Origin of the sequence: Methylobacterium sp. Leaf465 (genome assembly GCF_001424705.1) — a bacterium.
Lineage (GTDB): Bacteria > Pseudomonadota > Alphaproteobacteria > Rhizobiales > Beijerinckiaceae > Methylobacterium.
This window is the reverse complement of the sequence record NZ_LMRA01000047.1, coordinates 72,564-97,855: the sequence shown is the minus strand read 5'-3', so window position 1 is coordinate 97,855 and position 25,292 is coordinate 72,564. Positions and strand designations below refer to the sequence as shown.

The following is a 25,292-nucleotide window of genomic DNA, read 5'->3' as shown; positions in this document are numbered from 1 at the left end:
TGGGGGCAAGTCCTGGGGATGTTCTTCCGCAAGCTCGCCGCGCGCTACAGCCTCGCGAACCTCAAGCCGGTGGAGACCGCGCGGCTGCGCCTCGCGCCGCTGGTGCCGTCCGACGCCGAGGCCCTGCGCGCCCTGACCGACGACCCGGCCATCACCGGGGCGGTCGACTTCCTGCCCGCGCCCTTCACCCTGAAGGACGCGCGCCAGCTCATCGGCCCGGCCAAGGTGACGAAGGACTGCTTCCTCGGCGCATGGCTGCGGACGGACGGGGCGCTCGCGGCGGTAATCGGCCTGCACCTGCGCGGCGACCACGCCGCCGAGGTGGGCTACTGGGTCGGCGGCGCGGCCCGGGGGCAGGGGCTCGGCACCGAGGCGGTCACCGCCGCGGTGGGCCTGCTGCAGGAGCGCTTCCCCCACCGCGTCATCATCGCCCAGTGCCGCCCCGAGAACGCGGCCTCGGTCGGCCTCCTGCGCAAGGTCGGCTTTCGCGACACCGGCGACCCGGGCCAGCTGCCCGGACGCCGGATCTTCACGGTCGCGTCGGCGTGACCGGGGCCGGGATTCCGGTCGCCGGCAGGTCCGACGCCCGCCGGCGGTAGACGACGACCGTGGCCAGGAGACCGCAGGCGCCCCCCAGGGCGAGCCACAGGCCGGGGGCCGCCTTGTTGCCCGTCTCCGCGATGAGCCAGGTGGCGACCAGCGGCGTCATCCCGCCGAACAGGGCGGTCGCCAGGGAATAGGCCAGGGAGAACCCGGCCGTGCGCACCTCCGGCGGCACGATCTCGGTGAGCGCCACCACCATGGCGCCGTTGTAGCCGCCATAGAGGAAGGACAGCCACAGCAGCACCCCCAGCATGGTCTCGAAGCTCGGATGCGCCACGAGCCAGGCCAGGGCCGGATAGGCGGTGACGAGGGTCAGGCCCGAGAACAGCAGCAGGATCGGGCGCCGGCCGATCCGGTCGGAGAGCGCGCCCATCACGGGGAGCCAGACCAGGTTCGACACCGCGACGCAGAAGGTGACGATCAGGCTGTCGGTGTCGGAGAGCCGGAGGACGGTCTTGCCGAAGGTCGGGGTGTAGACCGTGATCGCGTAGAACGCGATCGTGGTCATCGCCACCATCAGCATCCCGAGCCCGACGATCCGCCAGTTCCGCCCCAGGGTGCGCAGCACCGCGCCCACCGGCGGGTGGACCTTGCGGGCCTGGAAGGCCGGGGTCTCCTGCAGCGAGCGCCGGATGTAGAACAGGAACGGCACTAGGAGGCAGCCGATCAGGAAGGGGATGCGCCAGCCCCAGGCGCCCATCTCGTCCGGCATCAGCAGGCGGTTGAGGGCGTAGCCGATGGCCGCCGCCGCCATGATCGCCACCTGCTGGCTGCCCGATTGCCAGGCGACGTAGAAGCCCTGGCGGCCGGGGGGCGCGAGTTCGGCGAGGTAGACCGAGACGCCGCCGAGCTCGACCCCGGCGGAGAAGCCCTGGAGCAGGCGGCCGACCAGCACCAGGATCGGCGCCACGAGGCCGATGCTGGCGTAGTCGGGGACCAGGGCGATCAGGATCGTGCCGGCGGCCATGATGGCCAGGGTGACGATGAGCCCCTTCCGGCGGCCGACCCGGTCGACATAGGCCCCGAGCAGCACGGCCCCCAGGGGCCGCATGAGGAAGCCGGCCCCGAAGGTCATGAAGGTCAGCATCAGCGCGGCGACGTCGCTCTCGCTCGGGAAGAACGCCTTGGCGATGTAGGCGGCGTAGAACCCGAAGGCGAAGAAGTCGAACATCTCCAGGAAGTTGCCGCTCGTCACCCGCAGGACGGCGGCGGCCCGGGAGCCGGCCTGGTCGTGATCCGCATGGCCCGCCATCGCAGTTCCTCGCCTGATACGTTCGGCCCTGGGCCGTTCATCCCAGGGTGACCGCATTTTTTCGCCGCCGCTAGGGCGGGGGAGGGGCGGAGCGGTTTCAATGCGGGCGCCGTGTTCGGGGCGCCGCGGCGGGCTCCCTACTCGGCCGCGATCTGCGCCGGTCCGTGGCCGAGCCAGGCCGCGAGGTCGGCCCGGGCCCGGTCGGTCATCGCCTTCTTCTTGGCCACCGCCTTCTCCGGCCCCTTCAGGCGCTTGCCCCCCTCGCCCTTCGGGGCGTGGTCGAGGGGCGGGAACAGGCCGAAATTCACGTTCATCGGCTGGAACGAGCGCGGGGCGCCGGCCTCCTCGGCCGCGATGTGGCCGCCGGTGATGTGGCCGATCAGGGCGCCCAGCGCCGTGGTGGCGGGGAGGGGCGCGAGGGCCTCCCCGCGCGCTTCGGCCACCGCGAAGCGGCCGGCCATCAGGCCGATGGCGGCGCTCTCCACGTAGCCCTCGCAGCCGGTGATCTGGCCGGCGAAGCGCAGGGACGGCCGCGCCTTCAGGCGCAGGGTCGCGTCGAGGAGGCGGGGGCTGTCGAGATAGGTGTTGCGGTGGAGGCCGCCCAGCCGCGCGAACTCGGCGTTCTCCAGGCCGGGAATCGTGCGGAACACCCGGACCTGCTCGGAATAAGTCAGCTTCGTCTGGAACCCGACCATGTTGTAGAGGGTGCCCAGCGCGTTGTCCTGGCGCAGCTGGACGATGGCGCAGGCCTTCACGGTGGGGTCGTGCGGGTTGGTGAGGCCCACCGGCTTCATCGGGCCGTGGCGCAGGGTCTCGGGGCCGCGCTCGGCCATGACCTCGATCGGCAGGCAGCCGTCGAAATAGGGGGTCGAGGCCTCCCACTCCTTGAAGCCGATCTTGTCGCCGGCGACGAGCGCCTGGATGAACCGGTCGTACTGGTCGCGATCCATGGGGCAGTTGATGTAGTCGGCGCCCGTGCCGCCGGGCCCGACCTTGTCGTAGCGCGACTGGAACCAGGCCTTGCCCATGTCGATGGAGTCACGGTGCACGATCGGCGCGATCGCGTCGAAGAAGGCCAGCGACTCGGCCCCGGTCAATTCGCGGATCCCCTGCGCCAGGGACGGGGCGGTGAGGGGGCCCGTGGCGATGATGGTGCGGCCCCAGGCCTCGGGGGGCAGGCCCTCGACCTCCTCGCGCACGATGCGGATGCGCGGATGGCCCTCGATCGCCGCGGTGACGGCCCGGGCGAAGCCCTCGCGGTCGACGGCGAGCGCCCCGCCGGCGGGAACCTGGTGCGCGTCGGCCGCGCGCAGGATCAGCGAGCCAAGGGTGCGCATCTCCTGGTGCAGGAGGCCGACGGCGTTGCCGTTGGCGTCGTCCGAGCGGAACGAGTTCGAGCAGACGAGTTCGGCGAAGTCGCCCCCGTGATGGGCCTCGGTGCCGCGCACCGGGCGCATCTCGTGGAGCACCACGTCGTGGCCGCTCTCGGCGATCTGCCAGGCGGCTTCCGACCCGGCGAGGCCGCCGCCGACGATGTGGATGGGCAAGGATTCCGCGTTGTCCGTCATCGGCACGGGATAGACCCGCCCGGGACTTGGATCAATGCGGGGCTTGGATCAATGCGGGGCTCGGCTCAATGCAGCTGCGGCGAGACCAGGAAGCGCTCCCGGTCCGAGGAGGTCACCGAGAGCTTGAGGGGCTTGCCGTCGCGCTGGATCGTCAGGGGCACCCGCACCCCGGCCTCGCCCAGGGCCCAGACCTGGCGGAAGAAGCCCGCGAGGTCGGCCACCGGCTCGCCCGCCACCGCCACGATGACGTCGCCCGGGCGCAGGTCCGCCGCCTCGGCGGGACCGTCGTCGGCGAGCCCCATCACCACCACGGAATCCTCGCCGTCGCTGGCATAGAGCCCGAGCCAGGGGCGGACCGGCCGGTCGACGCGCCCGCGGGTGGTGAGGTCGTCGAGGATCGGCGGCAGCAGGTCGATCGGCACGATCATGTTGATGGTCTTCGGCCCGGCGGTGCCGCCCTGCTGCAGCTGCAGGGAGCCGATGCCGAGGAGCGCCCCGTCCGGTCCGATCAGCGCCGCCCCGCCCCAGTGCGGATGCGAGGGCGCGGTGAACAGGGCCTCGTCGAGGACGTATTCCCAGTAGCCGGCGAATTCCTGGCGGGCGACGATCTCCACGGCGAGGCTGCGCGCGCGTCCGCCGACCCCGGCCATCACGGCCCGGTCGCCGATCTTGACGGGCGCGGAGCGCCCGAGCTTCAGCGGCTTGATCCGCAGGTCGCCCAGCGCCTGGACGAGGCCGAAGCCGGTGACCGCGTCGAAGCCGACCACGTGGCCGGGCACGGAGCGCCCGTCATGGGTGGTGAGCCAGACGGAATCCGCCTCGGTCACGAGGTAGCCGATGGTGAGGACGAGGCCGTCCTCGCCGATGACGACGCCGTTGCCGGCCCGCTCGGTGCCCAGCGTCTCGGCGGTGAAGGCCTCCGGCGGTACCCGCGTGGAGAGCGCCACGACGGCGGTGAGCGCCTGCTCGAGGTCGTAGCCGTAATCGGCGGCCTTGGGCTGGGCGGATGCGGGGATCTTCCAGTCTCCGGGCGAGGCCATGGGCGCGTCTTTCCTGCCGTCGTGTCGTGTCGATGAGACCGGAGATAGGTCGCCGGCTCGGATTCCGACAGTCTGGAGCGACCCTGCGACCGCTCAAGGCCCGGCGCGCAGCACCTTGCCGGGATTGAGCAGGCCCTGGGGATCGAGAGCGCCCTTGATCCGGCGGGCCAGCGCCATCTCCTCCGGCCGCCGGTGGTGGACGAGGGCGTCGACCCGGTACTGGCCGATGCCGTGCTCGGCCGAGATGCTGCCGCCGAACCGCGCCACCGCGTCGTGGACGATGCGGTTGATGGCGTCCGATCCGTGCCCGGGGCCGATCAGGACGTTGTAGTGGATGTTGCCGTCGCCCATGTGGCCGAAGATGTTCGGCCGGGTGCCCGGCGCGCCCGCGGCCAGGGCCTCGCCCGCCGCCGCCAGGAAATCCGGGATCGCCGGGATCGGCACCGAGACGTCGTGCTTCACGCTCTTGCCGGCCCGGGCCTCGGCCTCGGTGATGTGCTCGCGCAGGGCCCAGAGGGCGGCCGCCTGCGGGCCGGATTCGGCGAGCACGCCGTCGGTGGCGTCGCCCCGCTCCAGGGCCTCGCCCAGCAGCGTCTCGACGGCCTCGCGCAGGCCGGGCAGGCTCGATCCCGCCTCCATCAGCACGGTCCAGTCGGCGGCGGCGATGGGACTCGCCAGGCCCGCATGCTGGGCCACCAGGGCGAGGGATTCCCCCGCAATCAGCTCGAAGGCCTGGATGGTGTCGCCCAGCGCATCCTGGGCCGCCCGGAGGAGGCGCAGGGCCGCCGCCGGATCGGGCACCGCCAGGAGCGCCGTGGCGGTGTGGCGCGGGCGCGGCACCAGGCGCAGGATGGCGGCGGTGACGATGCCCAGGGTGCCCTCGCTGCCGATGAAGAGCTGCTTCCAGTCGTAGCCCGCATTGTCCTTGCGCAGGGCGCGCAGGCCATCGACCACGGTCCCGTCGGCGAGCACCACCTCGAGGCCGAGGACGAGGTTGCGGGTCATGCCGTAGCGCAGGACGTTGAGGCCGCCCGCATTGGTGGCGATGACGCCGCCCAGCATGGCCGAACCCTCCGCCGCCAGGCTGACGGGGAGGAGGCGGCCTTCCGCCGCCGCCGCCTCCTGCGCCACCTTGAGGATGCAGCCGGCCTCCGCCTCCAGGGTCAGCCCGAGGGGGTCGACCCGGCGGATCGCGTTCATGCGGGCGAGCGACAGCACCACCTGGCCGCCGGAGGCGTCCGGGGTTGCGCCCCCCGCAAGGCCGGTATGTCCCCCCTGGGGCACCACCGCGACGCCGGCGGCGTGACAGGCGGCCATCACGGCGGCGACCTGCGCCGTGGTGCCCGGGCGCGCCACCGCCGCCGGCCGGCCCGGGAACAGGCGGCGCCAGTCGACGGCGTAGGGCGCGCAATCCTCCTCGCCCGTCAGCAGGCCGCCCCGGCCGAGGCTGGCCTCCAGGCGGCCGAGGAGGTCGGCCTGTGCGCGCGTCTGGCTCATCGGAAGGCTCCTCGTGCTGGCGGTCCGGCCCGGGCCGGACGGCCCGGGAAACAGGTCGTCCCGGCATTCCGGCGCCGGCCCGCCGGGTCAAGGGGGCGGCCTGACAATCGCCGCCGATGCTCAAGGCCGGCCCTTGACCGGACCCGTGAACTGGCTTCTCACACGGCCCATTCGGGCGCCGGCGTCACGGTCCCGGCCGCGTCGCGCGGCCTTCGGGGCCGGCGCCCCATCCGCCCGCCACGGGCGCGAGATCCGAGAAGAACACGACCATGGCCGAACGACTCTCCTTCCCGAAGGACAAGATCCGCGTCCTGCTGCTCGAAGGCATCAACGACAGCGCCGCCGAGCTGTTCGCCGCCGCCGGCTACACCAACGTCGTCCGGGTGGCCAAGGCCCTGGACCGGGAGGCCCTGCACGAGGCCCTGAAGGGCACGCACATCCTCGGCATCCGCTCGCGCACCCAGCTCGACGCAGCGGCCCTGGCCCACGGCGAGCGCCTCCTGGCGGTGGGCTGCTTCTCGGTGGGCACCAACCAGGTCGACCTCGAGGCCGCCCGCCACCGGGGCATCCCGGTCTTCAACGCGCCCTACTCGAACACCCGCTCGGTGGCCGAGCTCGTCATCGGCGAGATCGTGATGCTGCTGCGCCGGATCGTGCCGCGCTCGGTGGGCGCCCATGCGGGCGAATGGGACAAGTCGGCCACCGGCTCGCAGGAGGTGCGGGGCAAGACGCTGGGCATCGTCGGCTACGGCAATATCGGCTCGCAGCTCTCGACGCTGGCGGAAGGCATGGGCATGCGGGTGGTGTTCCACGACCAGACCGACAAGCTGCGCCACGGCAACACCGAGCCCACCGACAGCCTGGAGACCCTGCTGGCCCAGAGCGACGTGGTCTCCCTGCACGTGCCGGAGACGCCCGAGACCCACAACATGATCGGCGAGGCCGAGATCCGGGCGATGAAGCCCGGCGCCTTCCTGATCAACAACGCCCGCGGCACCGTGGTCGACCTCGACGCCCTGGCCCGCGCCCTGCGCGACGGCCACCTGCGGGGGGCCGCCGTCGACGTGTTCCCGGTGGAGCCCGGCTCCAACCAGGAGCGCTTCGTCAGCCCGCTCCAGGGCCTGCCCAACGTGATCCTGACGCCGCATATCGGCGGCTCGACGGAGGAGGCGCAGGAGCGCATCGGCTCCGAGGTGGCGCGCAAGCTCGTCGATTACTCCGACATCGGCTCGACCGTCGGCACCGTGAACTTCCCGCAGGTGCAGCTGCCCGCCCGTCCCACCGGCACCCGCCTGATCCACGTCCAGCGCAACATCCCGGGCATGCTGGGGCGCCTCAACGACACCTTCGCCCGGCGCGGGGTGAACATCGCGGCGCAGTTCTACCAGACCGACGGCGAGGTCGGTTACGTGGTGGTGGAGACCGACGTCACCGATGCCGACGCCGAGAGCCTGCTGGAAGAGATCCGGGCGCTGGACGGCACCATCCGGGCCCGCCTGCTCTACGAGCGCCGCTGAGGCGCGCGCAGTCGCCTGCTCTACGCGTGCCGCTGACGCGCGCGCAGTGGCGCACCGGCGCCGCCTCGGTTAACCTGGGTTGAGACGGTGCCATCCGAAGCACCGTCGCCGGACCGATCCCGCGCGCGCCGGAGACAGAGGAAGCCCAGCCGTTGCGTGCAAGTCCCCTGCGTGACGGCCCCCCGCGTGGCGGTTCCCAGCCCGATGGTCCCTCGGCGGACGATCCGGCGCGCACCGATGCGGTCCTCGTCGATCTGATCGCCCGGATCGCCCGGCGCGACGAGGCCGCCCTGCGGACCCTCTATGATCGGACGGCCCCGAAACTTCTCGGCGTGGTCCTGCGTATCCAGTCCGATCGCGGCCTGGCCGAGGACGTGCTGCAGGACGTGTTCCTGCGCATCTGGCAGAAGGCCGCCACCTACAGCCCGGCGGCCGGACGGCCGCTGGCCTGGCTCTGCACCATCGCCCGCAACCGGGCGATCGACGGGGTGCGGCGGCGAAGCGAGACGCAGGGGCCGGTGACCGAGGACGGGGAGGATTGGGTGGAGCGGCTGGCCGACCCCCACGACAGCGAGGGCGCGATCCTCGGGCGCAACGCCCTCCAGGCCTGCCTCGGCCGGCTCGAGGCGCTGCACCGCGACTGCATCGTGCTGGCCTATTGCGAGGGCCAGTCCCGGGAGGATCTCGCCCTGCGCTACGACCGCCCCGTGAGCACCATCAAGACCTGGCTGCATCGCGGCCTCGCGACCCTGCGCGGCTGCCTGGACGGTGCCCCATGACCCCCGATCCGGAGGAGCGCGACCTGCGCCTGGCCGAGTACGTGCTCGGCACCCTGCCGCTGCCCGAGCGGGCGGCGGTGGATCTCGAGCTCGCCGTGGACCCCGCCGCCCGCGCGGCGCGCGACGCCTGGGAACGCCGCCTCGCGCCCCTCGCCCTCGGGGCACCCGAGGTCGTGCCGGGGCCGGAGGTCTGGCCGGCGATCGCCCGGCGGCTCGCCGCCGACGGGCCGCGTCCCGCCTCGCCGATCGACGTCCATCCGGGCGGCGATCTCGGACCCGCCGCCAACGACGACCGCATCGGCGCCCTGCAGGGCGCCCTGCGGCGCTGGCGCCTGACCGCCGGCACGGCGGCCGCCCTGGCGGCGGGGCTCGCCTTGTTCATCGCCGTCGGCGGGCCGCGCCCCGGCACCGGGCCGGGCGAGGGCGACGGGCGCTACGTGGCGGTGGTCAGCCGCGGCGGCGAGGCCCCGGCGCTCCTCGTCAGCATCGACACCCGGGCCGGGACCGCCCGGGTGCGCCCGGTGGGGGCGCAGGCCCCGGCGGGGCACAGCCTGGAACTCTGGTACGTCGGCGCCGGCGCGGCCCCGAAGACCCTCGGTCTCGTGGGCACCGACGCCAGGGTGCTGGACAAGGCGCTGGCCCTGCCGGCCGAGGCCGGCGCGCTGGCGGGCGGCACCTTCGCGGTCTCCGTCGAGCCGGCGGGTGGCTCGCCCACCGGCCAGCCGACCGGGCCGGTGGTCTATTCCGGCCCGCTGATCCGCGAATAGGCGGCGGGCCCGGGACGGCCGCCCCTGCGCCTCACCCCAGCAGCTTGTCCAGGGTGATCGGGATGTCGCGCACCCGCACGCCGGTGGCGTGCCAGACCGCGTTGGCGATGGCGCCGGCGGTGCCGGTGATGCCGATCTCGCCCACCCCCTTGATGCCGAGCGGGTTCACGTGCGGATCGTGCTCCTCCACCAGGATCGCCTCCATGGCGGGCACGTCGGCGTTCACCGGGATGTGGTACTCGGCCAGGTTCCCGTTCATCACCCGACCCGAGCGCGGGTCGAGCAACGCGTGCTCGTGCAGGGCCAGGGACACGCCCCAGATCATGCCGCCGTAATACTGGCTGCGCACGAGATGCGGGTTGATGATCCGCCCGGCCGCGAAGGCGCCCACGAGGCGCGTCACCCGGATCTGGCCGAGGTCGGGGTCGACCTTCACCTCCGCGTAGACCGCCCCGTGCGCGTGCATCGCGTAGGTCTTTCGCGATGCGGGGTCGCCCGCGCCCTGTCCCTTGGCCTCGACGGAGGTCCTGCCGGCGCGGGCCAGGATCTCGCCGAAGGATTCGGAGCGGGCGGGGTCGTCCCGGCGGGCGAGGCGGCCGTCGGCGGCGGTGACGCCGGCATTGCCGGCGCCGTAGAGGGGCGAGGCGCGGTCGTTGACGGCGAGCTCCGCCAGGGCGGCGATGGCGCCCTGCGCGGCGTTGTCCACCGCCGTGCCGCTGGTGGCGGTGCCGGTGGAGCCGCCGGCCAGGCCGCCATTGGGCAGGTTCGAATCGCCGATGCGCAGCTCGACTTGGGTAATCGGGAGGCCGAGCCCGTCGGCGCCGATCTGCGCCAGCACCGTCCAGGCGCCCTGGCCCATGTCCTGGGCGGCGGTCTCGATGAGCCCCGTGCCGTCGGCCCGGATCGTGGCGCGGGCCTCGCCCTGCATCATCCCGGCCGGGTAGGTGGCGGTGCCGAGGCCCCAGCCGACGAGGAGCCCGTCGGCGTCGCGCATCTGGCGCGGCTGGCGCGGGCGGGCCGCCCAGCCGAAGCGCGCGGCCCCTTGCGCGTAGCATTCGCGCAGGGCCTTCGAGGAGAAGGGCCGATGGGTGATCGGCTCGACCTCCGCGTAGTTGCGCAGGCGGATCTCCAGGGGGTCGAGGTCGAGCTCCAGGGCCAGCTCGTCCAGCGCACTCTCCACCGCGACGCTGCCCGAGGCCTCGCCGGGGGCCCGCATGAAGATCGGGGTGCCGATATCGGCCCGGGAGACCGCGTGCGTGGTGGCGATCGCGCCGGCCGCGTAGAGGTGGCGCGAGAGGATGCCGGAGGGCTCGATGAAGTCGTCGTGCCGGCTCGTCAGGGTCAGGGTGTGGTGGTCGAGGGCCGTGAGTGTGCCGTCCCGGGAGGCGCCGAGCTTCAGGGTCTGGCGCGTGGCGGCGCGGTGGCCGACCGGGCCGAACATCTGCTCGCGCCGGGTCACCAGCTTGACGGGGCGTCCCACGAGCTTTGCCGCCATGATGCCGAGGATCTGCGGCGCGGCGATGAAGCCCTTCGAGCCGAAGCCGCCGCCGAGATAGTGGCAGACCACGTGGATGTTCTCGGGCGGAATGCCGAACAGGCCGGCGAGCCGGCCCTTGGCGATCCAGAGCGCCTGGGTCGGCGTGTAGAGGGTCAGGCGGTCGCCGTCCCACGCGGCCACGCTGGCATGGGGCTCCAGGGCGTTGTGGTACTGCGCGGCCGTGTCGTAGGTCGCCTCGATCCGGGTCTCGGCCGCCGCCATGCCGGCGGCGAGGTCGCCCGAGCCCTCGTCGGTGGCCGAGCCGGCCCCGACGGTCTCGGGGCGGAAGATCTCGCCGGCCCCGAGGGCGACGCTGACGGGCTCCGAATCGTAGCGGGGCGCCAGCAGGGCCGCGCCCTCGGTGGCGGCCTCCAGCGTCTCGGCGATCACCACCGCGATCGGCTGGTTGGCGTAGCGCACGCCGTCGTTCTGCAGGAGGTCGAGGCGGAAGGCGAAGGGATTGTCCTTCAGGTCCGGCGACTGGGCGAGCGCCGGGGCGTTCTGCGGCGTCATCACCGCGACGACGCCGGGATGGGCCTCCGCCGCCGCGACGTCGAGATGGGTGACCCGGCCGCGGGCGACCGCACTCACCGCCATCACCGCGTGGGCCAGGCCCTCGGGCCGGAAATCCGCGCTGTAGCGGGCCGCCCCGGTGATCTTGGCATGGCCGTCGCGCCGGGTGAGCGGCTGGCCGATGGAGGCGCCGTGGCGCTGACGCTCAGGCATGGGCGGGGGCTCCGGCCGAAGGGATGAGGGGATGGGGAGCGAAGGGACTGGCCGGCAGCGCGGGGACGCGGTCCGGGGTGCCGGCGGCCGCCAGGGTGAGCGCGCGGACCACGATGCGGCGGGCGAGCTCGATCTTGTAGGCGTTGTCCCCCGAGGGCCTGGCGTCGGCCAGCGCCGCCTCGGCCGCCTTCGCGAAGGTCTCGGGCGTGGGGGCGGCACCGGCCAGCAGATCCTCCGCCGCCCGGGCGCGCCAGGGCTTCAGGGCGACGCTGCCGAGCGCGATGCGGGCCTGCCCGATCCGGTCCCCGTCCATCGCCAGGCCCACCGCCGCCGAGACCACCGCGAAGGCGTAGGAGGTACGCTCGCGGACCTTGAGGTAGCGGCTGTGCCCGGCGAAGGCCTCCGCCTCGGGGGGCAGGGTAACGGCGACGACGAGGTCGCCCGCTTCCAGAACGGTCTCGCGCTCCGGGTGATCGCCGGGCAGGCGGTGGAACGCCTCCAGGGGCACGGAGCGGGTGCCGCCGGCCCCCGCGATCTCGACGGTGGCGTCGAGGGCGGCGAGCGGCACGCAGAAGTCGGACGGGTGGGTGGCGATGCAGTGATCGCTCCAGCCGAGCACCGCGTGGCTCCGGGTGACGCCGCCCAGCGCCGCGCAGCCGGCGCCGGGGTCGCGCTTGTTGCAGGCGCTGGCGGTGTCGTAGAAATACTGGCAGCGGGTCCGCTGCAGCACGTTCCCGGCGGTGGTGGCGGCGTTGCGGAGCTGGCCCGAGGCGCCCGAGAGCAGGGCTTCGGCGAGCGCCGGGTAGCGCCGGGCGATGGTCGCGTCGTGCGCCAGGGCCGCGTTGCGCACCAGGGCGCCGATCCGGGTCGACCCGTCGGCGCCGCGCTCGATGCGGTCGAGGCCGGGCAGGCGGGTGACGTCGACGAGGGTGTCGGGCCGGCTGATCCCGCCCTTCATCAGGTCGACGAGGTTGGTGCCGGCGGCGAGATAGGCCGCCCCCGGCCGGGCGGCGGCCGCCACCGCCTCGGCGACGCTGGTGGCGCGGATGTAGTCGAAGGCCTTCACGCCGCATCCTCCGCGAGCTGGCGGCCGGGCAGGACGTCCGGCCCGCTCATCGCCGCATGGGCGGTGAGCACCGCATCCGTGATGCCCGCATAGGCGCCGCAGCGGCAGAGATTCCCGCTCATGCCCTCGCGCACCCGCTCGGGGTCGCCCCCGGTCTGGCCCTCCTGGATCAGCCCGACCGCGCCGAGGATCTGGCCCGGGGTGCAGAAGCCGCACTGGAAGCCGTCATGCTCCAGGAAGGCGGCCTGGACCGGGTGCAGGGCGTCGCCCGCGGCGAGGCCCTCGATGGTGGTGATCGAGGCCCCGTCGTGGCTGACGGCGAGGGCCAGGCACGCATTCACCCGGACGCCGTCGAGGAGGATGGTGCAGGCCCCGCACTGGCCCCGGTCGCAGCCCTTCTTGGCCCCGGTGAGGTCGAGGCGCTCGCGCAACAGGTCGAGGAGGGTGACGCGCGCATCCTCCAGGACGACGCTGCGGCGCACGCCGTTCACGGTCAGCGTGATGGGAAAGCTCATGCGGGGGACACCTCCGGCCGGCTTGTCTGGAAAGGCTCCAGATAGAACCGGCGCGGTGCCCGACCAGGGGGGGCTTCAGCGCGCGGCGGCCTTCGCCTCCGCCTCCTTGCGCGCCAGGATGGCCCGCATCTGCGCGATCTCGGTGTCCTGCGCCGTGACGATGCGCTCGGCGAGCGCCCGGACCTCCGGGTCCTTCGAGTATTGCAGGGCGACCCGGGCCATGGCGATGGCGCCGGCATGGTGCGGGATCATGCCGGCGGCGAAATCGCGGTCGACGTCGCCGGAATAGCGGATCTCCATGTCGCCGTGCATGCGCATGGCGGCCTCCTGGAACGCCCTGGTGGAGGGGGATGCGCCGGCCTTCGCCGCGCCGGCGGGTTTTTCCGCGTGCGAATGGCCCGGCGTGGCGTGGCCGTGGTCGTGGCCATCCCCCGCGGGGTGATCCTCATGGGCCGGGGCGGCGCCCGTCAGGGCGAAGAGGGCGACGGTGGCGAGGACGGCGGCGGCGGTCTTCATGGGGGTCGGTCTCCGGGAGATCAGAACAGGGCCGGGGCGGGGGCGCCCGCGGCCGGCGCCGAGGCAGGGCCTTGCGCCGCCTGGAGGCGGGCGAAGGCGCCCCGGCCGAAGCGCAGGACGAGGACGGGGGTGAGCACCGCGTCGAGGAGGGTGGCGCTGAAGAGGCCGCCGAAGATCGTGACCGCGACGGGGTGGAGGATCTCCTTGCCGGGCGCCGTGCCGTCGACGAGGAGGGGCACCAGGGCGATGCCGGCGGCCAGCGCCGTCATCAGGACGGGCACCAGCCGCTCGTTGCTGGCCCGCAGCACCAGGGCCGGCCCGAAGGGCAGGCCCTCGGCGATGCCGAGGTTGAGGATGTGGCTGATCTTCAGGATGCCGTTGCGGGCGACGATGCCGGTGAGCGTCACGAAGCCGATCATCGAGGCCACCGAGAGGGGCAGCCCGGCGAGGAAGAGCGCCGCGACGCTGCCGATGAGGGCGAGCGGCACGTTGCCCATGACGATGAGGGCGAGCACGCCGGAGCGGTAGCGGCTCGCCAGCAGGGCGAAGACCAGGGCCAGCGAGACGAGGCTGAGGAGCCCGATGGTGCGGGTCGCCTCCCCCTGCGCCTGGAACGCGCCCTCCAGGCTCGCGGTGATGCCCTGGGGGAGCGTCGTGCGCGCCAGCGTGTCGGCCATGGCGGCGGCCACCGCCGCGCCGTCCGCGCCCGCCTGGGTGTTGGCCTGCACGACCAGCCTGCGCCGGCCGTTCTCGCGAAGAATCTGGTTGGGGCCGTCGCGCTCGGTGATGTCGGCCAGCGCGTGGGCCGGCACCCAGCCGGTGGGCGTCTCGATGAGGAGTTCGCGAAGTGCCGCCACCGAGCGGCCGGATTCCGGCAGGCGCAGGGTGACGTCGTAGCGGCGCAGGCCGTCCACCAGGGTCGAGACCACCCGACCGTTGGCCAGCCGGCTCACCGCCTCGACCACGGCGCCGGGGGCGATGCCGTAGAGGGCGGCGCGTCCGGAATCGACCCGGACCTCGAGCTGCGGGATCCGGACCTGCTTCTCGATGGACAGGTCGGCGATGCCGGGGATCGTCTCGAACGCGGTCGTGAGGGCTTCGGCCGTGCGGCGCAGGCCGTCGAGGTCCTCGCCGAACAGCTTGAGGGCGATCTCGGCCCGGACGCCCGAGAGCATGTGGTCGAGGCGGTGCGAGATCGGCTGGCCGACATTGAGCGAGACCGGCAGCACGCCCAGGCGCGCCCGCAGATCCGCCACGATGGCCGCGCGCGGCCGCCCGCCGGGCTTCATCGCGATCTCCAGGTCCGTGGAGTGGACGCCCTCGGCATGCTCGTCGAGCTCGGCCCGGCCGGTGCGGCGCCCGACCCGGTCCACCTCCGGGATGTCGAGGACCAGACCTTCGGCGATGGCGCCGATCCGGCTCGATTCGGCGAGGGAGATGCCCGGCGTGAAGGCGAGGTTGACGGTGAACGAGCCCTCGTTGAAGGCCGGCAGGAAGGCCCGCGGCAGCGTGGTGGCGGCGAAGGCCGCCGCACCGACGCCGAGCACGGCCGCCGCCATCACGGCGCGCGGGTGCCCCAAGGCGAACGCGACGAGGCGGCCGTTGCCGGCCTTGAGACCGCGGATCAGCCGGCCCTCCGGCGCCTCCAGGGTCTTCAGGCCGGGGAGCAGCCAGGAGGCGAGGGCGGGTGTCAGGGTGAGCGAGACCAGCAGGCTCGACAGGATCGCGATGATGTAGGCCTGCCCCAGGGGGGCGAAGAGCCGGCCCTCGATGCCCGACAGGGCGAAGAGCGGCACGAAGACGAGGCAGATGATCACGGTCGCGTAGACGATGCCGGAGCGGACCTCGTTGGAGGCCGCCACGATCACCGCGAAGGCCGTGCGGGGCGCGCCCTCGTGACGGTTCTCGCGCAGGCGCCGCAGGATGTTCTCGACATCCACCACCGCGTCGTCGACGAGCTCGCCGATGGCGATGGCGAGGCCGCCCAGCGTCATCGTGTTGATGGACAGCCCGAGCGCGGAGAAGATCGCCGCCGTGGCGAGGATCGAGACCGGGATCGCGGTGAGCGAGATCAGGGTGGTGCGCGCGTTCATCAGGAAGGCGAACAGCACCAAAGCCACCACGGCGACGGCCTCGAGCAGCACCTGGACCACGTTGTGCAGGGAGGTCTCGATGAAATCCGCCTGCCGGAACAGCACCTTGTCGGCCTGGATCCCGGGCGGCAGGCTGGGGCCGAGCTGGGCCAGCGCCTCTTCCACGGTCTTCGTCAGCCGCACCGTATCGACGCCCGGCTGCTTCTCCACCGAGACGATGACGGCGGGCTTGCCCAGGTAACCGCCATCGCCGCGCCGGGGCCGGGGGGCGAAATCCACCTCCGCCACCTGCCGCAGGTAGACCGGACCCGCGGGCGTGCCCACCACGAGGTTGCGCAGGTCGTCGAGGTCGATGGTCCGGCCGATGGCGCGGATCAGCACCTCGCGGGCCCCCGCATCGGTGAAGCCGCCGCCCGCATTGGTGCCGAAGCCCTCCAGGGCCTGGGTCAGGCTGGCATGGGTGACGCCCAGGGCCCGCATGGCGGCGGGGTTCGGCGCCACCCGGAACTGGCGCACCGCGCCGCCGATCGGGATGACCTGCGCCACGCCCGGAATGGACAGGAGGCGCGGCCGGATGGTGAAGTCGGCGGTCTCGCGCAGTTGCATCGGGCTCGCGGTCTCGGAGGTCACCGCCACCAGCAGGATGCCGCCCATGATCGACGAGACCGGCCCCATCTGGGGCATCACGTCGGCGGGGAGCTCCGAGCGGGCCAGCGCCAGGCGCTCGGCCACGAACTGGCGCGCCCGGTAGAGGTCGGCGTCCCAGGCGAACTCGACGGTGACGATGGACAGGCCGATGCCCGAGACCGAGCGCACCCGGGTGACGCCGGGCAGGCCGTTCATCCGGGTCTCGATCGGGTAGCTGACGCGCTGCTCGACCTCCGGGGGCGCGAGCCCTTCCGCCTCCGTCATCACCGTGACGGTGGGCCGGTTGAGGTCCGGCAGCACGTCGACGGGCAGGCGGGTCAGGGCGAGGAGCCCGGTCAGCACCAGGGCGGCGGCCAGCGCCAGCACGAGCAGGCGGTTGCGCAGGGACTGCGCGACGATGGTCTCGAACATCGGGCCTCTCCTCAGCGGATCTGGTCGAGGAGCTCGGCGCCCTGGACGACGACGCGGCGCCCGGCCGCGATCCCGTCCTCCACCAGCATCCGGTCGGCATCCAGCGGCGCCACCCGCACCGGGCGGCCGAGGAAGCGCTCGGCGCTGACGTGCTCGTAGACGAGGCTGCCGCCCTCCGCCCGCACGACGCCGGAGCGCGCCACCGGCAGGCCGGGGCGGGCCGGGCCGACGGGGGCCAGCACGGTGACGAACTGGCCCAGGCGCAGGCCCTTCGCCTCGCCCTCCACCGCGAACTGGACCGGCACCGCCTGGTTGCGGTCCGCGAGCCCCGTGCCGCGATAGGCGAGCTGCAGGGTGCCGCCGTCGCCCAGGCGCGCGGTGGCCCGGCTGCCCTCGGCCAGCGCCTCGAAGCTCAGGGCCTCGACCCAGAGCTTGCCCGGATCGACGATGCGGTAGACCACGGTGCCGGGGGCCGCCATGGCGCCCGCCACCGCGTTCGCCTCGGCGATGACGCCGTCGACGGGGGCGACGAGGGATTCGGGCTCGCGCCGGATGGCGTCGAGGGCGGCGCGGCGGTCCCGCAGGCCGCCGAGTTCCGAGCGGGCGTCGTCGAGCTGGGTCTGCGCCACCGCGCCGGTGGTGGAGAGCCGCTCGAAGCGCCCGACCCGGCGCTCCAGGATGGCGATCTGCTGGTCGAGCTCGCCCTGGCGCTGGCGCATGTCGGAGACGTCCACCGCCTGGACCGGCGGCGTCACGGTGGCGAGCACCTCGCCGCGCGTCACCCGGGTGCCGAGGCGGGGAAAGCCCCGCTCCGGCGGCGCCAGCCGGCCGCCGACGGAGGATTGCACCACGCCGCTGGCATTCGGGTCGGGGATGATCCGGCCCGGCAACGCGACGCTCCGGGTGACGGAGGCTTGCGCCGTCAGGCCGGTGCGCAGGGCCAGCAGCCGCTGCAGCGACTTCGGCACGAAGACCGAGCCGTCGGGCAGGCGGCGCGCCCGCTCCATCAGGGTGCCGCCGGTGAGCGCCGCCGGGGTGACGGGCGGCTGCGTCTGGTCGGGGCCGTGGCCCTCGTGCGCCTGCGCCGCGCCGCCGAGGAACAGGGCGAGCACCAGCGTCGCCCCGACGGCGAGGAGGACGGCCAGGATCACGGCCAGAGACTGGCCCGCGCGGCGCCGGAGCGCCAGGGCGAACGCCCCGAGCCCCATCAGGAATCCGCCGGCCGCCAGCGCCGCCGGGCTCTGCCACGCGAGGCGGTCGGCCAGGGCCGTGGCCGAGGCGGCGGCGCCCGAGGCCGAAGGTCCGGCGGTCGGGGCCGCGATCGGGGCGGGCAGGTGGAGATCGAGGTCGAGGAGGTCGGTGCGGCCCTCGGCCGAGACGCCGACGACGAGGTCGTGGTCGGTCCCGGCCGCGAGCCAGGGCGCCGCGAGGCGGTAGGTGCCGGGCGCGGTCTCGGCGGCCTTGCGCCGGCCCTCGGGCGTCATCACGGCGACGCCCGCCTCCGGGACGGGGGCGTTGGTGGCGAAGGCGTCGAGGTAGAGCACGAGATCGGTGCCCTGCACCACGGCGACGAGCTCGAAGCGCTCGGAGACGGCCTCCGCCCGCGGGGCCGTCGCGGCCGGAGCCGGCGGCGCGTCCGCACCATGATCGTGGCCCTCATGGGCGAGGGCGGCCCCGGACAGGACGGGCAGGGCGGGGAGCGCGAGGGCGACGAGGAGGGCGAGCGCGCGCAGGGCGGCCGCGAGGCAACGGAACATGGACCGGGAGTCTTTCGCCGAGGAGCACGGAACGGCGTCCCGGCCGCGAGCCTCCATCGGGAGTCTCGCGGGCCTCATGGGACGCGCGGCAGCGTCAGGCGTCGAATCGAGGCGGTTCGGGGAGGGTTTCCGGGACGATGTCCGTCCGGGCGGGGAGGGCGCGTGCCAGGGCGCGGTCGCCGGGCCCGCGCGGGCCGGCCACGGCGTCGCTGTCCGGGGCGAGCCCGGCCCCGGTGCAGCAGGCGTTCGAGCTGCGGCAGCCGGCATGGCCGCAGAGGCCGTCGCAGGCGCCGGTGCTCAGCGCCTTGATCGGGGCGGCGGCCAGCACCACGCGGGTCCGGATCGCGGCCCGCGGCAGGAGGATCCGGTCTTCGCCGCCGAGCCGGGCCTCCGCCGAGACGGCGGGGGAGGGGGCGGTCGCGGCCACACCCGCGGCGTGCGGATGGCCCGCATGGGCTTCGGCGCCGGACGGCATGAGGCCGACGGCGATCAGCACGATCACCGCCGCGAGCCAGAGTGCCATGTGCCGGACGCGCATCATATCAACGACCGACATAGCACACCGCGCCGGGCGACGACAGGCCGGTTTTCGCGCAGGGCGTGCCCGCGGGCACCCCGGCTCGACCTAAGAGGCTGGGAACGCACGGGGTTTCTCGCGGCACCGGTTCCCCTCCCCCGCCGCATGCTCTAAGCGGGCGACCCGGAGGCTCCGCCTTCGGGCGGCACCGCCTGTAGGCGGCACCGCCTGCAGGCGGCAGCGGAGGACGGCGCGCGATGAGAACTCTCCTGGTGATCGGGATCGGCACCGGCAACCCCGAGCACATGACGATCCAGGCGATCCGCGCCCTCAACACCGCCGACGTGGTCTTCGCCCTCGACAAGGGCCGCGCGAAGGCCGACCTCGTCGACCTGCGCCGGGAGATCTGCAGCCGGTATCTCACGGACAGGCCCTACCGCTTCGTCGAGGCCCAGGATCCCGAGCGCGACCGCAATCCGTCCGATTACGGAGCCACCGTCGAGGCCTGGCACGCCGCGCGCGCGGCGCTCTACGAGGCGATGATCGCGACGGAACTCGGCCCGGAGGGCTGCGGCGCCATCCTGGTCTGGGGCGATCCCTCCCTCTACGACAGCACGCTCCGCATCCTCGACCGCATCCGGGCGCGCCGAACCCTGGACCTCGCGGTCCGGGTGATCCCGGGCATCACCAGCGTCCAGGCGCTCGCGGCCGGCCACCGCATCCCCCTCAACCGCATCGGCGGGCCGATCACCATCACCACCGGCCGGCAGATCGCCGGCGGCCTGCCCGCGGGCAGCGACGCCACCGTGGTGATGCTCGACGGCCGGCCCCGCTTCGACCATCTCGACCCGGACCTGACCATCTACTGGGGCGCCTTCCTCGGGACCGCCGACGAGATCCTGGTCTCGGGCCGCCTCGGCGACGTGGCCGACGAGATCGGCGCCGTCCGCGCGGCCGCCCGCGCCCGGCACGGCTGGATCATGGACACCTATCTCCTGCGCCCGCCCGAGCCGGCCAGCGCGGACTGAGACCGCCTGCGACATGGTCGCCCATCCGCCGGAAGGATCCTCCGGCCTCCTGCCCGACCGACAGAGGATTCTCCCGCGTCGCCGCAGGGACACATCAACAAAAATCCCTTTCCTCCAAAGCTGGTGCGACCCGTGACTGTCCGAGACTTGGCCGGGTGTTTGCACGAGACTTCGCCGGGCCAATAATCGGCCGATCCGGCCGCGACGACGACTGTCGCGGGCCAGGATCGGGAGGGCTTGCGGATGGCGGCGCACGGGGTTCGGGCGGACGGGTTCGGAGGGCAGGGGCGCGCGCGGACGCTCTGTGCGGTGCTGGTCGCCGGGGTCGCCTGCGCCGTCCTGGCGGCCGCCGGGGCGCTTCCCGCCCTCGGCGCGGCCTACACCGCCCTGTCCCTGCACCTGGAGGACCACTTCCACACGCAGGAGCCCGGGCCCCCGGCGCGCATCGCCCTCGGGCCGGAGGGGCGCGACATCCGGTTCGCCGGGGCGATCGGGGCCGGGACGGCCGCGCGCCTCGCAGCCCTGCTGGCGATCCATCCGGAGGTGACGCGCATCCATCTCACCAGCGAGGGCGGCCTCGTGGAGGAGGCGACGGCGATCGGCGACCTCATCGCCGCCCGGGGCCTTGCCACCTACGTGCCGGACTATTGCGTCTCCGCCTGCACCCTGGCCTTCGTGCGCGGGGCCGAGCGCTACCTCGTGACGGACGGCCGCCTCGGCTTCCATGCCCCCTACGATCCCGGCCTGTTCGGCCAGGTGGTGCAGGCCGACGCCTCGGCCGAGCGGGCGGCCTACCTGGCCGCCGGCGTCGACCCGGCCTTCGCCGCCGAGGCCCTCGCCGTGGCCTCCGACAGCCTGTGGATCCCCGAGCCCGCCCGCCTGATCCGGGCGCGGGTCGCCACCGCGCTGGTCGACACCGACCGCTTCCCCGATTCCACCCTCGACGACGATCCGAGTTCCGCCGGCGCCCGGGCGGCGATCCTGGGCGCGCTGCCGCTCCTCGGCGCCCTCGCGGGGCGGGGCGCCCTCGCGGGGCGGGGCGACGTCCTCGACGCGCTGGCGGCCGCCTATCTCGACGGCTACCGGGCCGGCCTGCCCGAGGGCGCGGCCCTGGACCGCCTGCGGGCGGGGGCCGCGCGCGCCATCGCCCGCATCCTGCGCGGCGCCGACGACGCCACCTGGGTCGCCACCGGCCGCGTTCTCCTGCGGGCGATGCGCCGGGCCGACCCGCAGGTCTGCCTCAGCATCGGCGGAGCGGGCAACCTCCTGGCGGCGCAGGACATCCTGGACGACGATGCGGCCGCGACCGTGCTCGCCCGGGCGGCCGGGCAGGGGGCGGGCGCGGCGATGGCCGCGCCCGCTGCCGAGCCCGCGCGCACGACGCGCATCGCCCGGGACTGCGCCGGCCTGATCGCGGCCTACGCCGAGGCCCTGGCACGGCCCGGAGCCGGGCCGATCCTGCGGGAGCTCGCGAGCCACCGGGGCCACCCGACGCGGGAGGCCAGGGCTCTGCCCCGCTGATCCGGGCCCTTCGTCTCATCCGGGCTCTTCGTGTCAGTGCCGCTGGCCGTCCGGACTGTCCCGGAGGTGGCGGGCGAGCTCGAGGCCGATCTCCACCATCAGGCGATCGAGGAGCCGCGACAGGCCGGGCCGGGCGAGATCGTCGGCGAGGCCGCGCAGGGCGATGGCGTGTTCGGCCATCCGGTTCACCGCATGCTGGTCCCGGGGGCCGTCCGCGCGATCCTCGGCCAGGTCGAGGACGATGCCGCGCGCCCGCGCCGGGGTCCCCGCGGCGTCGGCCTCGATGCGTCCGCGCAGGTCCAGCCGGCGCAGGTCCAGCCGGCGCGGGCCGCGGGTGCGGAAGGCCACCGCGAAGGCGCCGCCCCGGGCGATCGCCGCGTGGAGGGCGTTGTCGACCCGCGCGCGGTCCGCGTCGTGGATGCGGGCGAGGAAGCGCGCCAGCGGCACGCCCCGCGCGCCCGCCTCCGGCGGCCACCCGACGGCCCGGGCCACCGGTGCCGAGACGACGAGGCGGTCCGCCCAGATGTCGTGCACCCAGGCGCCGACCACGCCCGAGGCGGCGAGGGCCGCCCGCAGGCCCCCGGGAATGTCGGCCTCCGACTCCGGCGGCGGGGATCGCATCATGGGTCTCCTCACCGGCAGGAGCGGATCCGCGCAGACGACCTGAGGTTGCCTGATCGGCCGCACAGAGCGCTGGGCGTGCAGCACCCTAGAGCGGAAGATTCGCTGCGAAAAGGGTCCCAGGCCGAATTCCACGCGAGACCGGCAACCTGAAATTGCCTGTCCACATCTCCGCCGCCGCGCCGGGCTTAACCGTTGGTTAACCATGATCGGCGACATCCGGGATCGCAGCATCCTTGGGTCACAGGACGGAAGGCCACCGCCCCGTCCACCGGCGATCCAGACTGCCGGATCCGTCCGCCCCCAACCGTCACCCGAACTCGTCGACGCTCGCGAAGGGATGCCAGGATGAAAGCCATCACGTTCGTCACCCAGAAGGGGGGCAGCGGCAAGAGCACGCTCTGCATCTCCCTGGCGGTCGCCGCCCAGGAGCGCGGCCTCTCGGTCTGCATCCTCGAGATGGACCGCCAGGCCACGATCAGCGACTGGCTCGACCATCGCACCGCCGAGGGCCCGGAAGTGGCGCAGATCGACGCGACGCAGATCGAGGGCGTGATGGCCCAGCTGCGCGACTCCGCCTACGACTACGTCTTCATCGACACCCCCGGCGTCGATTCCGCCGGCACCCTCTCGGCGATCCGCGCGGCCGATCTCTGCGTCATCCCGTGCCGCCCGACCCCGGCGGACCTGCGCGCCTTCAAGCCGACGCTCGCGGCGATCTACCGGCTGGAGAAGAAGTTCGCCTTCGTGCTGAACCAGACCCCGCCCCGCTCCTACCGCATCCGCGATGCCGCCGACGGCCTCGCCGTGCTGGGCATCCTGCCGGACGTGAACATCGTCGCCCGCACCGATCACCAGGACGCCATCGGCGTCGGCCAGGGCGTCACCGAGTTCAATCCGAAGGGCCAGGCCGCCTCCGAGGTGCGCAAGCTCTGGAGCTGGATCGAGAAGCGCATGCAGGTGAGCAAGCATGCCAAAGCCGCCTAAGCTGAGTCTCGCCTCCATCGTTGCCGCCTCGACCCCGCCGGGCAAGTCCCACCAGGGCCCCCAGCAGACCGCCGAAATCGTCCAGCTCGACACCGGCGCGCCCACGCTGCGGCGCCCCACCGCCACCCTGAAGCAGCGCGCCCGTCAGATGTCGGTCTACCTGGAGCCGCCGGTCTACGATCAGCTGCGCGACATCGCCCATGCGGAGCGGGCCAAGATGCACGGCCTGATGCTCGAGGCCCTGGATCTGCTGTTCAAGCAGCGCGGCGCCCGCTCCATCGACCAGCTCAACGAGCCGGACGGGCGCTGAGCACGAAAGAAGAGCCCCAGCAAGAGCTTGCCGGGGCTTTCCGATGTTTCGGATCAGCCTCGTGCGGTGCGTGACGGCCCGCGGCCGCGATCGATCGGACCAGGATTTTTCACCGATCTCGCAAAGGCTTGGCGGACGATCCTCAGGCTGAGCCTCCGTCCGGGCTCGCGGCCCCTGCCCCGGCCCGGTCCCCCCGCCGGGACAGGCCTGCGTTCAGCCTTCCTTTACGGCATTCGGACAATCTTATCCGTCTCGGGAAGGGCGCAGGGCGCCGGTCCCGGGGGCTCGTCCGGTCCTGCTCTCGCCCGCCGGCGGTCCCTCTCGAATGTGTTTTGTGGATCGGGGCTGGGGCTGGGGCGGATCATCGCGATGGCGCGTACGACGAAGCCGGGACATCCGGGGCCGGCCCCGCTGCCGCTCTGGCGGCTGCTGGCGGTCTCGGCCGTGGCCCTCACCACGGCCAACTGCGCGCAGTCCCCGCAGAAGCTCGCGGGCGCCTCCGGAACCGGCTCCAGCCTCGATCCGAAATACGGCGTCAAGGCCAGCCCGCGCCTCTACAACGAGGGCGACGTGATCCCGAAGGGAGGCGGCCGGCGCTTCTCGGGCAAGCCCTACGTGGTGGCCGGGCGCACCTACGTCCCGCGCGAGGACGCCAAGGGCTATGTCCGCGAGGGCCTGGCCTCCTGGTACGGCTCGGCCTTCCACGGGCGCATGACCGCCAACGGCGAGGTGTTCGACCGCCACTCCATCGCCGCGGCGCACCCGACCCTGCCGCTGCCGAGCTACGCCCGCGTCACCAACCTCGCCAACGGCCACTCGATGATCGTCCGGGTGAACGATCGCGGCCCCTATCACGCCAACCGCCTGATGGACGTCTCCGAGGAGGTGGCCGAGGCGCTCGAATTCCGCCGCAGCGGCACCGCACGGGTCCGCGTCGAGTATGCCGGCAAGGCCTCCACCGCCGGCAGCGACGACCGCAAGCTCCTCGCCACTCTGCGCACCGACGGCCGGCCCGCCGCCGTCAACGGCCCCTCGCCGGTCATGCTGGCCGATCTCGGCCCGGACACGGCGCAGGTCTCCGCCGAGCGCCTCGCCCGGGCGAGCCGCCCCGCCCTGGCCTTCAAGGAGGCCGACGACCAGCCCGCGGCCGAGGCCGCCCCGGTCGCCGCGACCGAGGCGGCGCCGGCGCCCCGTCCGGCCAAGCCCGCCCCCATCCTGGTGGCGAGCGCCGCCACCGTCGCGGTCCCGGCCGCGCTGCAGCCGACGGCTCTGCGGGCCGAGGGGTTCCGGCCCGTGCGGCACAGCCCGTCCGAGCCGCACCAGACCCTGGCCGCCGCCCGGCCCGCGCCCCTCAGCCTGACCCCGCCGCCCCTGCGGCTCGCCGGGGCGCGGCCCGAGCCGCACGCGACCGCGAGCCGCCTCGCCGCCGCGTCGCCGGCCGGCAAGGGCCAGGGCCAGGGGCTGGGGCAGGGGCTCGCGACGGTCGCCCAGGCCGGCGGGGCGCCGGCCAGGAGCGATCCCCGCGCCGCCACCGCCCGCTTCGCCGCCGCGACCCCGGCGCCCGCATCCCGGACGGCTCCCGCCGGGCTGTCGGCCGCCGGACCGAGATCGGGCCACCAGCCCGGTGTCGCCCGGATGGCGGTCGCCAGGACCGGTTCGGAGGCCAGGACCGGTTCGGAGGCCAGGATGGCTTCGGAGGTCAAGGCGGCGCCCAAGGCCGTCGCGGTCGCCAAGCCCGTCGCGGTCGCCAAGCCCGTCGCGGTCGCCAAGCCCATCGCGGTCGCCAAGGCCGGTCCGGTCGGCAAGCCTGCCGGCAAGGCCGCCGGTCTGGCCCAGGGGACGCCCCCGGCCAAGGCGACCCCCGCGGCGCGAACGGCTCTCGCCGCCAAGGCGCCGGCCCGGACCCGCGCCCAGTTCGCCGAGGCCCGCTGAGACGCCCGCCGAGGCGGCATGCGGCGCGTCCGCGGCCGTCGGGACCCATCGACGCGCGAGGGGACCCACACGTGATTTGGGTTC

At 74.0% G+C, this 25,292-nt stretch carries 21 protein-coding genes; 9 read left to right on the top strand and 12 right to left on the bottom strand.

The features are described 5' to 3' along the window. Positions 1-18: 18 nt before the first annotated feature. On the top strand, positions 19-549 hold the full coding sequence (locus tag ASG51_RS21330) for a GNAT family N-acetyltransferase (RefSeq protein WP_056349784.1): 531 nt from the start codon (positions 19-21) through the stop codon (positions 547-549). On the opposite strand, the gene ASG51_RS21325 is transcribed toward ASG51_RS21330, so the two are convergent. From ASG51_RS21325 to ASG51_RS21310, 4 genes are all read right to left on the bottom strand, one after another. Then, positions 530-1,855, bottom strand: a complete 1,326-nt coding sequence (locus tag ASG51_RS21325; protein WP_056382913.1) for an MFS transporter — start codon at positions 1,853-1,855, stop codon at positions 530-532. The two genes, ASG51_RS21330 and ASG51_RS21325, sit on opposite strands and share 20 nt — an antisense overlap. A 137-nt stretch (positions 1,856-1,992) precedes the next feature. Beyond that, positions 1,993-3,423: a methylenetetrahydrofolate--tRNA-(uracil(54)-C(5))-methyltransferase (FADH(2)-oxidizing) TrmFO gene (gene trmFO / locus ASG51_RS21320; RefSeq protein ID WP_056382911.1), complete on the bottom strand. Its 1,431-nt coding sequence runs from the start codon at positions 3,421-3,423 to the stop codon at positions 1,993-1,995. A gap of 65 nt (positions 3,424-3,488) precedes the next feature. Then, on the bottom strand, positions 3,489-4,463 hold the full coding sequence (locus ASG51_RS21315) for a S1C family serine protease (protein ID WP_056222089.1): 975 nt from the start codon (positions 4,461-4,463) through the stop codon (positions 3,489-3,491). A gap of 93 nt (positions 4,464-4,556) precedes the next feature. After that, complete coding sequence (locus tag ASG51_RS21310; protein WP_056274924.1) at positions 4,557-5,960, bottom strand: FAD-binding oxidoreductase; 1,404 nt, start codon at positions 5,958-5,960, stop codon at positions 4,557-4,559. Between the two features lie 269 nt (positions 5,961-6,229). On the opposite strand from ASG51_RS21310, the gene serA reads away from it, so the two are divergent. The 3 genes from serA to ASG51_RS21295 all read left to right on the top strand — a co-directional run bounded on the left by serA (position 6,230) and on the right by ASG51_RS21295 (position 9,023). After that, the gene (gene serA, locus ASG51_RS21305) at positions 6,230-7,477 is read left to right on the top strand and encodes a phosphoglycerate dehydrogenase (protein WP_056222096.1); all 1,248 of its coding nucleotides are present in this window, start codon (positions 6,230-6,232) and stop codon (positions 7,475-7,477) included. A 254-nt stretch (positions 7,478-7,731) separates the two neighbouring features. Further along, positions 7,732-8,256 carry a sigma-70 family RNA polymerase sigma factor gene (locus ASG51_RS21300; protein ID WP_056222237.1) on the top strand — a complete coding sequence of 175 codons (525 nt, stop codon included), beginning with the start codon at positions 7,732-7,734 and terminating at the stop codon, positions 8,254-8,256. After that, positions 8,253-9,023, top strand: a complete 771-nt coding sequence (locus ASG51_RS21295; protein ID WP_056222098.1) for an anti-sigma factor — start codon at positions 8,253-8,255, stop codon at positions 9,021-9,023. The genes ASG51_RS21300 and ASG51_RS21295 overlap by 4 nt, the downstream gene beginning before the upstream one ends. Positions 9,024-9,054: 31 nt before the next feature. Here ASG51_RS21295 and ASG51_RS21290 read toward each other — a convergent pair whose 3' ends face one another. The 7 genes from ASG51_RS21290 to ASG51_RS21260 all read right to left on the bottom strand — a co-directional run bounded on the left by ASG51_RS21290 (position 9,055) and on the right by ASG51_RS21260 (position 18,815). Beyond that, entirely contained in the window at positions 9,055-11,286 is a 2,232-nt protein-coding gene (locus tag ASG51_RS21290; protein ID WP_056382909.1) for a xanthine dehydrogenase family protein molybdopterin-binding subunit, read from the bottom strand. Beyond that, positions 11,279-12,352, bottom strand: coding sequence for a xanthine dehydrogenase family protein subunit M (locus ASG51_RS21285; RefSeq protein WP_056274918.1), 1,074 nt, complete (start codon positions 12,350-12,352; stop codon positions 11,279-11,281). The genes ASG51_RS21290 and ASG51_RS21285 overlap by 8 nt, the downstream gene beginning before the upstream one ends. After that, the gene (locus ASG51_RS21280; protein WP_056274916.1) at positions 12,349-12,867 is read right to left on the bottom strand and encodes a (2Fe-2S)-binding protein; all 519 of its coding nucleotides are present in this window, start codon (positions 12,865-12,867) and stop codon (positions 12,349-12,351) included. The genes ASG51_RS21285 and ASG51_RS21280 overlap by 4 nt, the downstream gene beginning before the upstream one ends. A 75-nt stretch (positions 12,868-12,942) precedes the next feature. Next, positions 12,943-13,383, bottom strand: a complete 441-nt coding sequence (locus ASG51_RS21275; RefSeq protein ID WP_056382907.1) for a DUF305 domain-containing protein — start codon at positions 13,381-13,383, stop codon at positions 12,943-12,945. Between the two features lie 20 nt (positions 13,384-13,403). Then, entirely contained in the window at positions 13,404-16,535 is a 3,132-nt protein-coding gene (locus ASG51_RS21270) for an efflux RND transporter permease subunit (RefSeq protein WP_056382905.1), read from the bottom strand. 11 nt (positions 16,536-16,546) lie between these two features. Beyond that, positions 16,547-18,292 carry an HlyD family efflux transporter periplasmic adaptor subunit gene (locus ASG51_RS21265; RefSeq protein WP_056382903.1) on the bottom strand — a complete coding sequence of 582 codons (1,746 nt, stop codon included), beginning with the start codon at positions 18,290-18,292 and terminating at the stop codon, positions 16,547-16,549. Positions 18,293-18,386: 94 nt separating this feature from the next. After that, complete coding sequence (locus tag ASG51_RS21260) at positions 18,387-18,815, bottom strand: hypothetical protein (RefSeq protein ID WP_056274911.1); 429 nt, start codon at positions 18,813-18,815, stop codon at positions 18,387-18,389. Between the two features lie 251 nt (positions 18,816-19,066). Between ASG51_RS21260 and cobF the strand changes: the two genes are divergently transcribed. Together cobF and ASG51_RS21250 are read left to right on the top strand one after the other, a co-directional pair. Beyond that, positions 19,067-19,837 carry a precorrin-6A synthase (deacetylating) gene (gene cobF, locus ASG51_RS21255; protein ID WP_056222122.1) on the top strand — a complete coding sequence of 257 codons (771 nt, stop codon included), beginning with the start codon at positions 19,067-19,069 and terminating at the stop codon, positions 19,835-19,837. 243 nt (positions 19,838-20,080) lie between these two features. Continuing rightward, a complete protein-coding gene (locus tag ASG51_RS21250) occupies positions 20,081-21,358 on the top strand; it encodes a hypothetical protein (RefSeq protein ID WP_056382899.1) in 1,278 nt (425 codons plus the stop codon). A gap of 33 nt (positions 21,359-21,391) precedes the next feature. Here the strand turns inward: ASG51_RS21250 and ASG51_RS21245 are convergent, their stop codons facing one another. Then, complete coding sequence (locus ASG51_RS21245; protein WP_244479754.1) at positions 21,392-21,982, bottom strand: PAS domain-containing protein; 591 nt, start codon at positions 21,980-21,982, stop codon at positions 21,392-21,394. A 345-nt stretch (positions 21,983-22,327) separates the two neighbouring features. Between ASG51_RS21245 and ASG51_RS21240 the strand changes: the two genes are divergently transcribed. The 3 genes from ASG51_RS21240 (at position 22,328) to ASG51_RS21230 (ending at position 25,208) form a co-directional block, all read left to right on the top strand. Continuing rightward, on the top strand, positions 22,328-22,966 hold the full coding sequence (locus ASG51_RS21240) for a ParA family protein (protein WP_056222129.1): 639 nt from the start codon (positions 22,328-22,330) through the stop codon (positions 22,964-22,966). Further along, on the top strand, positions 22,950-23,276 hold the full coding sequence (locus tag ASG51_RS21235) for a ribbon-helix-helix domain-containing protein (protein WP_056382897.1): 327 nt from the start codon (positions 22,950-22,952) through the stop codon (positions 23,274-23,276). The genes ASG51_RS21240 and ASG51_RS21235 overlap by 17 nt, the downstream gene beginning before the upstream one ends. Positions 23,277-23,645: 369 nt before the next feature. Then, on the top strand, positions 23,646-25,208 hold the full coding sequence (locus ASG51_RS21230; protein WP_056382894.1) for a septal ring lytic transglycosylase RlpA family protein: 1,563 nt from the start codon (positions 23,646-23,648) through the stop codon (positions 25,206-25,208). Positions 25,209-25,292: the final 84 nt, after the last annotated feature.